Origin of the sequence: Arthrobacter endolithicus (genome assembly GCF_026627425.1) — a bacterium.
Classification (GTDB): domain Bacteria; phylum Actinomycetota; class Actinomycetes; order Actinomycetales; family Micrococcaceae; genus Arthrobacter_M.
The window spans coordinates 44,083-52,104 of record NZ_JAPNLH010000021.1 but is presented as its reverse complement, the minus strand read 5'-3'; the positions used below and the strand labels follow the sequence as shown (position 1 = coordinate 52,104).

Sequence of the window (8,022 nt, the reverse complement as noted above, 5' to 3'; positions counted from 1 at the left end):
ACCCCGAAACCATGATTTGGAGGGGAAAAAACTGGCCTGATTCTTAGCGCTCTTTTGGCCTGAAACGAGCCGCTAACTCGGCCTACATTCCTAGCTAAAACGGCCTACAAATAGTTGATCACACACAGACACTGTCATATCGCTCAGGTGACGGGCCGCTTCAGGACCATTGACGACTATGCCTCAACGTCTATCGCCGCCTTGTGGGGCGGCACCACCACGGTGATGGACTTTGGCATTCCCCGCGACTCGACAGAGTCCCCCCTAGAGGCGGCTAAGGCCAAGCTGGAGTTGGCCCGCCAATCACGCAGCGACGTCGCCCTCCATGGCGCCGTCATTGATTGGGATGAGACCGTCCCGAACCAGCTTGAGGAACTCGCGGAACTCGGCATCCGCTCAGTGAAGATGTACATGACGAACCGCGGCACCACAATCGCGGAGAACGACACAGTGCTGAAGGTCATGAAGGAGATGGTCCGCCTTGACGGGCTTACCTATATTCACGCCGAGCATGACGCCATCATTGTCGACTGCACCGCCGAGCATGCAGCAGCCGGAAAAATCGGTATTGAACACCTGCATGAAACCCGCCCTGAATTAGCCGAAGAGGCCTCTGTCCGCGAAGTCCTCGCGATGGCAGAGTACACGGGGGCACCTGTGTACTTCGTGCACCAGTCAACGGCACGTGCCGTGGACCTGGTTACAGAGGCCAGGGCGCGGGGTCTGGACATCCACTCCGAGACATGCCCGCACTACCTTGTCCTGGATGACGGGGTCTACGCCTCCCGCTTCCCTGAATGGTATTCATGCTGCCCGCCCATGCGCTCAGCCGAAACCGTCGCAGCCCTAAGGCGGCGCTTCGCCGACGGTTCTATCCACACCGTCTCCAGCGATCACTCGTGCTACGACCTGACCCAGAAGCGTGAGAGGACTGAAGACATCCGGCAAATGCCGCATGGCTTGCCCGGCGTCGAAACACGTATGCCGGTCGCCTTCACTGCTCTAGCCGAAACACTGACCACGGGCGAAAAACCCGCCGACAGCGCGCCCAGCTCCGCGCAGACAGATTTGCTGGAACGATTCGTGGAACTTTTTTCCGCAGCCCCGGCGCGCATCAACGCACTCCCCGGCAAAGGCGTCATCGCGGCCGGCTACGACGCCGATCTCGTCGTCTTCAACCCGGACGAAACACGCACCGTCAACGGGGAAGCACTGCACATGGGTACGGACTTCTCACCTTTCCACGGCCTGGAGATGCGAGGCTGGCCGCAGATCGTCGTCGCCGGCGGACGTCTTGTCCTTGACGAACGAGGCTTCCACGACCCGGGCCCGGTGGGCCGCTACATTGCCCGGCTCGGCTACCGCGAAACCGCGACCGCAACAACTTCACAGTCTCAGGCCGACAACGAAACCCCCAGCAACATGCCTGCCCCGGCCGGAAGGACACAGTCATGAACCACACCGCACACCCCAAGCGCATCGGCATGATCGTCCCGTCATCCAACACGTGCCTCGAGCCCCAGAGCTACCGCATCCTGGGCGGCCGCGAAGACGTTACGATCCACTCGACACGAATTCCCGTCACCCGAATCGGGATTGACGCCAGCGCCGACAAGCAGTTCGACATCGAGGGTATGCGCGACGCTGCAAAACTGCTGGCAACCGCCGACGTGGACGTCATCGCCTGGAACGGAACCTCCGGATCCTGGCTCAGCCCCGAACACGACCGCGCGATCGCGGCCGAGATTACCGCGGCCACCGGCGTGCCCGCAACAACCTCGACTCTGGCCTACTTCGACGCATTTACCGATTTCGGCATCCAATCGATTGGTCTCATCACCCCGTATACCCAGGACGTCAACGAGAAAATCATCACCCGATACGCTGACGAGGGAATCCGCGTTGCCGGGCACCGCTTCCTAGGACTCAGCGACAATGAATCCTTTGCACGCGTCGCACCCGAAGAACTCATCCCCGGCTCACTCGAGCTCGCCGCCGACCATCCCGACGCGCTCATCTACCTGTGTACTAACCTCTATGGGGCTCCCGTTGTCGAAGACCTCGAAGACCGCACGCAAGTACCCATCCTCGACTCCGTCGCCGTCACCCTCTGGCGATGCCTTCAACTCGCCGGAATACCCCTCCTCGACCCCCGCTGGGGCAGGCTCCTGGTCTGACGCCGCAACCCGCAGCCGCTGGTGGAAACGCAGATGCGACATACGCGGGAGCAGCTGAACTCACGACGTATCCCCAATTGAGGCCCGGTCTGCTAAATATTCGTCGTACCGGTGATTGACAGCAGGCGGGGACGCAGAGATCCGCCCCGCTCTGTATTCTTCTACCCATCTGATCTGCGCAGAAACCGACTTCGTGTATCGCTCTGAACGCAGCTTTAGGACTTACATGATGCGCCCTTGAAACTCCGGAACCTACTCGTCTTGAGCATCCACTGTTGCCCCCTGTAGTGATGAGACCAGCCGCGATTTACCGGCAAAAAATGCCCAGCTTGAATCATAGGGTAGTGGGAAACCGCGTCGGTTACGTCCCTGCCAGGCCGTGCTGCATCATCGTATTAAGCCGCATTGAGGCCCCCTTGCTAGATTCCCGGAGCAGCCGACTGAACCAGCTTTAGAAGAAGCGACTACACCTGCCAGTGCTCGCCGCCCTGAATGGATTTCTTCTTCCCGCCTCTAACGAGCACCCTCGCCTCTCAGGCAATTTCCGCCGGGGAGGGGCAGAGTGGCACTAGAGCCGCAGTCCACGCGGAACTGGCTGGTAAACTGGACACGAAGCGTGGGGTGCTCCCGGTTTCTTGCCTCAACAAACAACACCCCTCCCCCGGATATCGGCGGTCGAGCCTATCCCGACTATTGGCCAGCAGCTGAAAATCCCCTCTCGGAGCTGAACAAAGACTGACCGACAATGCAGACCGGAAACCACGACTGCACCGCCTTCAGGTGCGAACCGCTCCGGCGAGGTCGCCGAGAGAGATCTCGAAAAGGTGCCAAGCTCATCTGCCAACTCGTCCAGGCTAACAGTGCACGGCAATCCCGCTCCTTATACCCCAACAACGATTTGGGGGCAACAAATCCGCCCCAAGCTCACACGGTCGTAGCAAACGTCGATGAAAGGACTAGGCCAGCACCGCCAAGCAGCGTAATTATGTCCGGTTGCTCGGCGAATAGGACGAGCGGCGGCATGCCTCTTTCCGGGGCAAGGCGTGTCATCCAACCCTGTACTGCCGAAAGCATTCGAGGGCCTCCTCCACACACGTCGCCGTGCATTATGTAAGTGCCCGACGCTAGGACCTGCTCATTGTTGGCCATCCCCACGGCAAGGTTGCGGGCGTAGAGATCCATAAGCTCGGCCGCGTGAGCGTTTCCATCATCACTTTGTGCAGCGAGTTTCTCCGAGGTCATGGTTGCCGCCTCATCAAGCCCCATCTGGGCAGACTTTTTGCAGAGCCATCCAAGTGTGGCGACTGTCTCCCAGCATCCTGTGCGCCCGCATCGGCACAACTGGCCATCGATCTGCACTGTCGTGTGCCCTGACTCTCCACCTGCCCCCTCACGGCCACGTACGATCTTGTCGCGATATACGATGCCGAAGCCGAGTGCCTCACCCGTGTAAACCGATGCGAAATTCTGTACCCCGCGGCCGAGCCCAAACCACAAATCTCCAAGCGCTTGCACCCTAGGGTGGTGATCGACGAGTACCGGTGCGTCGTATTGCTGCTTTAGTGCGGCCCGCACGTCAAGTCCATCGAGTCCGTGATTCAGGTGCATTGAAATGATACTGCCTGTGTGCGTGTTGACCATCCCGGCAGCGGCGACGCCGATTCCGATCAGCTCCGTGTTGGAGAAGCAGCCAGCAGTTGCCTCCGAGATTGCGGCCGAAATGGTCTGGGAAGTCGCTGTTCGTTCATAATCGACTTGGACCTGCCGACGCACGCTACCGTCAATTCCCATGAGCGCCGCTGCTACGAAGTCGGGTGATAGTTGTACGCCGCCAATCAGTGGACCGTCGTGACTGAACCACAGTGGGCGTGCCGGTTTTCCGCCGTTGCGAGATGCAGCCACTGGGGGGCCTTCGACGAGTTTTCCCGTGTCGATCAATGGCTGCAAGATTGATGCAATGGTTGCCCGATTTACGTTCAGCGCGCGCGCGAGTTGGGCTCGGCTTGCTGGCCCGGAACGATGCAGAGTTTCAAGCACGCGCCCACGGTTTGATGTACCAATGCGGCTCGCCGTAAGTAGACGATTGGTTAGACCCACGGAGCGCACGTCCGCGATGGGCCCTAAGTCGCCAGCAACGCTCAGCCCAGGTTCGTCAGCAATGCTCATACGATTCGGCTACCTCCTACGGGTCCATTGTTCTCCTCACTTAAAATATCGAGGAGAGCGTAGACACAGTCTATTAACGGTATGTAAGATTGGCCAACATACATACCAAGCGAGTCCTGGTGGGCCTGACTTATAAAACACCATCTGGACGCAGATTGGTTCCAAGATAGCCGAAGGCAGGTCAGCCTGTGGGCGATGACAAGGCAGCGAACATTGGGATCATCGGAGGTGGAATCCGCGGGTCGATGTTTGCGCGAGCGATCTTTGAGAATCCGTCCGCGCGATTGATCGCAATCTGCGATCAGAACTCACAGACGCGCGACTCAGCAGCTGAGCGATTCAACGTTCTGACCTATTCCTCAGTGGAAGCAATGGTGGGCGCCCATCCGGAGCTGACAGCCGCAGTCATTTCCACACCTGACTTCGCACATCGAGAAGCCGCTGTCATCTGCGCACAGGTGGGGCTAGACCTCATGATCGAGAAGCCATTAGCAACATCGGAAGCCGACGCCCAAGCAATTATCTCCGCCGCCGCGAAGTCCGGAGCCCAAATAATGGTGGGCTTCGAGAACCGCTGGAATCCCCGCTTCACTGCCGTAAAAAACCTACTTGAGTCCTCGGATAACGGCAGAGTAGTCAACCAACAGGCCGATCTGAACGACACCATCTTCGTCCCATCAAAAATGCTTTCCTGGGCGGGGCGAAGTTCGCCGGCGTGGTTCCTGATGCCACACACGCTCGACCTCGCCATCTGGCTCAGCGGAACGTCACCGGTTTCGGTATATGCACGTGGGAGCAAAGGCACATTGAGTCAGCTCGGCATCGACACCTGGGACAGCATCAGCGCAACGTTCACAATGGATGACGGATCGTATGTTGTATTGAACTCGTCTTGGATCCTTCCCGAAACCGCACCGGCGGTGTACGACTTCCGGTACGAGATCCAGACCACCTCCGGTGTATTCCACGTCGATGGGGCAAACCAAGGGGTCACTCACTACGGCGCTGATGGAGTGAGCTGGCCTCAGTTCGCAGTGTTCGAACACAACGGAAACATCGGTGGAGTCCCCATCGATATGGTCAACGACTTCGTCGAGTACGTCAGAGGAGCCAGCGTCAATGTCCCGACGCATCAGGATGGGCTGCTCGTCACCCAGGCAATTGAGGCCGTGCATGAATCGCTCTCCTGCGGCGGCGTCGTCTACCTAACCAAGAACTCGCAATAACAACCATCAAAATTCCAAGGGAGAAATAGCAATGGAAACGTCTCGCGCGACAAACAAAGCATTAAGCCGCCGTAATCTGTTCCAGCTGGGAGGAATCGCAGCCGGCGCCCTCACTCTTGCAGGATGCTCAACTACGTCTCCTCAGACGACTAGCGGAACACTGCAGAGCTCCGGCAAACCCTCCGGTCAAATCAGCATCCTCGACGACAACACAAACATGGTCTTCAAGAACTCCACAATCAAAGCGTTCGAACAAAAAACCGGAATTAAGGTCGCCACCTATCAGCAGGGCAATTTCAACGACCTTCATGACAAGATGGCCACGATGTTCGCGGCACAAGATTCCTCGTTTGACGTGGTCATGACATGGGCAGGATGGTCAGCCGAGTTTGGCCAGGCAGGTTGGCTAGAAGAGCTGACCAAGTCGGATGTGCCCACCGACCTGATCCAGCCGGCACTTGACGCCGTCTCATGGCGCGGCAAGATTTACGGCCTGCCGAAGTTCGTCAGCGTTCAGACGATGTTCTGGAACAAGGACCTGTACACCAAGGCGGGAGCAGACCCCGCGGCTGCCCCGGCCAACTGGGACGAATTCGTGCAGACGGCAAAGAAGCTCACATCCGGCGACCAGTTCGGCTACGCCTGCGACATGGGCAACCCGGCTGGCGCCTACCAGAACTTCCTGAGGATGCTGTTACTCAGCGGTGGCCAGATGTACGATGCCGACTACAACCCGACATTCGCGAGTGACGCAGGCGTTGAAGGGCTGACCAAGTTGGTAGAACTGCTTCAAGTCCACAAAGTCATGGATCCGTCGTCACTGCAGATCACGAATGCGTCTGACCTTGCAGACCTTTTCGCGCGCGGCAAAACCGGCAGCGTATTTAACTGGCCCTTCCAATTCGCCGTTGCAACTGCGTCGACCTCGAAACTGACCAAAGATACCCTGGGCAACGGCTTGATCCCGGGAATCTCGGTGCGCTCCGCGTCCATTGACGGCTCCGAGGGCTTTGCAATCAATAAGTATTCGAAGAACAAGCAAGCGGCACTGGCTTGGCTGCAGTTCGTAACAACCGGAGATGTGCAGATGCAGATCGTCGAAAAAGAGGGCTGGTTCCCGGTGTCGAAAACTGTTCTCAATGACCCGGCCGCCATTGCCGCGCTGCCCGTCCTCACGACGTACAAAGAGTCGACCAAGTATGTGACGAAACGCTACGGAACTCCGTGGGACAACGAGTTCGACCTAGCACTCTCCGTGCAGGTCATCAACGCGATGAACGGGAAAACGAGTCCAAAGGATGCCCTGACGACGGCACAGAAGACGGCCCAGGACTTAGTCAAGAAATACCTCAAGAGCTAAGCGCTGGGCGAGACAAAGACATGGCCGGCACTCTCGTCGAGAAAAGCAGGAAGCGCGATCTACGATTCGGGCTGATGCTGACCGCGCCGTCAGTAATCATCATCCTGATGCTCCTCGGCTACCCAATGGGGTACGCCATCTTCATGTCCTTCCATCAGTGGAATGACAAGCTGGGCGCTGACCATCAATTCATCGGGTTGAACAACTACGGGCAGCTCATCACCGATCCAGCAGTGTGGGCCGCGATGGAACGCACAGCGTATTTCTCGGTTATCACCGTGGTCGGCGGGGTCGCGTTGGCTGTGATCATCGCGATCTTGCTAAACCGCAAATTCCGCGGCCGCACACTAGCCCGGGTGCTGCTCCTTGTGCCATGGGCGGTGCCGCCAGTCGTGAACGGCATCATGTGGAAACTGATCTTTGATGGAAGCGTCGGCATCGTCAACACCATCTTGAGAAGCCTCGGGCTTATCAAGGAAAACATCCAATGGCTTGCAGACCCGACCGCCGCAATGAATATTCTGATCTTTGCGGAAACCTGGAAGCTCCTGCCATTTTTGTGCCTGCTCATGCTCGCCGCACTACAGGGCATACCCGAGAGCATCTACCGTGCTGCCGCGATCGACGGAGCAGATGCCTGGAACACGTTTTGGCGGATCACTCTGCCGAATATCCGTGGACCGCTAATGTTCGCATTGATCGTCCAATCAATGTGGTCACTGAAAGTGTTCGACACCATCTACGTCCTCAGCGGAGGGTCGGGAGGTCCCGTAAGCGGGACCACAACTATCAACTTCCTCGACTACATCACCACCTTCAGCAACCTGGACCGTGGCTACGGTTCAGCTATGGCAGTCGGCATCATGCTGCTTGTGTTGATTGTCTCAGCGTTCTGGATATTCGTCTTTGGCGGCTTCAGTCGTAAGAGAAGGGAAGCCAATGGGTGAGGCCCAATCCCCAGTTTCGGCGGTCTCTGCGCGGTCAGAGCCCGGGCGTGAAGCACCGGGGACACAACGCAAACACAGGGAGATCTCTTCCGGAATATCGCGAAACGCGAAGCGACGTCTGGTTGCCTGGGTCTGCGGTGTTCTCG

6 protein-coding genes are annotated in these 8,022 nt (G+C 58.1%); 5 read left to right on the top strand and 1 reads right to left on the bottom strand.

Annotated elements, in window-relative coordinates; all coding sequences use genetic code 11:
* The first annotated feature begins 147 nt into the window (after positions 1 to 147).
* On the top strand, positions 148 to 1,455 hold the full coding sequence (locus OS914_RS15530) for a dihydroorotase (RefSeq protein ID WP_267546968.1): 1,308 nt from the start codon (positions 148 to 150) through the stop codon (positions 1,453 to 1,455).
* Positions 1,452 to 2,177, top strand: coding sequence for a maleate cis-trans isomerase family protein (locus OS914_RS15525; protein WP_267546967.1), 726 nt, complete (start codon positions 1,452 to 1,454; stop codon positions 2,175 to 2,177). The genes OS914_RS15530 and OS914_RS15525 overlap by 4 nt, the downstream gene beginning before the upstream one ends.
* A gap of 924 nt (positions 2,178 to 3,101) precedes the next feature.
* On the opposite strand, the gene OS914_RS15520 is transcribed toward OS914_RS15525, so the two are convergent.
* Entirely contained in the window at positions 3,102 to 4,343 is a 1,242-nt protein-coding gene (locus OS914_RS15520) for an ROK family transcriptional regulator (RefSeq protein WP_267546966.1), read from the bottom strand.
* 188 nt (positions 4,344 to 4,531) lie between these two features.
* Between OS914_RS15520 and OS914_RS15515 the strand changes: the two genes are divergently transcribed.
* Genes OS914_RS15515 through OS914_RS15505 form a run of 3 tightly spaced genes read left to right on the top strand, consistent with a single transcriptional unit; the run spans position 4,532 to position 7,876 of the window.
* The gene (locus tag OS914_RS15515; RefSeq protein WP_267546965.1) at positions 4,532 to 5,569 is read left to right on the top strand and encodes a Gfo/Idh/MocA family protein; all 1,038 of its coding nucleotides are present in this window, start codon (positions 4,532 to 4,534) and stop codon (positions 5,567 to 5,569) included.
* A 31-nt stretch (positions 5,570 to 5,600) separates the two neighbouring features.
* Complete coding sequence (locus OS914_RS15510; protein ID WP_267546964.1) at positions 5,601 to 6,929, top strand: sugar ABC transporter substrate-binding protein; 1,329 nt, start codon at positions 5,601 to 5,603, stop codon at positions 6,927 to 6,929.
* A 20-nt stretch (positions 6,930 to 6,949) separates the two neighbouring features.
* On the top strand, positions 6,950 to 7,876 hold the full coding sequence (locus tag OS914_RS15505) for a carbohydrate ABC transporter permease (RefSeq protein ID WP_267546963.1): 927 nt from the start codon (positions 6,950 to 6,952) through the stop codon (positions 7,874 to 7,876).
* The last annotated feature ends 146 nt before the right edge of the window (positions 7,877 to 8,022 follow it).

Excerpts from the sequence above, each read along its gene's own strand:
- OS914_RS15525 (WP_267546967.1), top strand. The coding sequence starts at position 1,452 with ATGAACCACACCGCACACCCCAAGCGCATCGGCATGATCGTCCCGTCA.
- OS914_RS15520 (WP_267546966.1), bottom strand. The coding sequence starts at position 4,343 with ATGAGCATTGCTGACGAACCTGGGCTGAGCGTTGCTGGCGACTTAGGG.
- OS914_RS15510 (WP_267546964.1), top strand. The coding sequence starts at position 5,601 with ATGGAAACGTCTCGCGCGACAAACAAAGCATTAAGCCGCCGTAATCTG.
- OS914_RS15505 (WP_267546963.1), top strand. The coding sequence starts at position 6,950 with ATGGCCGGCACTCTCGTCGAGAAAAGCAGGAAGCGCGATCTACGATTC.